Annotated in this window: 1 protein-coding gene; it reads right to left on the minus strand. The window is 54.8% G+C overall.

Annotated features, from left to right (window positions below; all coding sequences use genetic code 11):
- The coding region (locus tag HFD99_RS25065; protein WP_167438866.1) for an AMP-binding protein at positions 1 to 343 on the minus strand (343 nt) is incomplete at both ends.

Below are 343 nucleotides of genomic sequence, written 5' to 3' on the forward strand. Positions count from 1 at the left end.
CGATACGTCAAAGGTATAAGGCGTTTTTTGCAGGATCACATCCTCCGCTCCAAACGGAATTCGTTGTTCCATCCAGTGCAGCCGGTTGATCAGTGAAGCGTGCTCAATCATGACCCCCTTCGGCTTGCCGGTGGAGCCTGACGTATAGATCACGTACACCAAATCGCTCGAGCGGTTAACAGGTTCCGGGTTCTTCTCGCATTCTTCTCCTGTAAGCTCCATCCCCTCCATCAGCAAATCTTCGATAGCGATCAGCTCGCGGTCGGCTCCGTGCGGACGAAGGCGGTCCAACTGATCCCGCTGGGTCAGCAGGATAGATGCCCCGCTATCCTCCAGCATGAAT

It is taken from the genome of Paenibacillus sp. EKM301P (assembly GCF_011800295.1).
Classification (GTDB): domain Bacteria; phylum Bacillota; class Bacilli; order Paenibacillales; family Paenibacillaceae; genus Paenibacillus; species Paenibacillus polymyxa.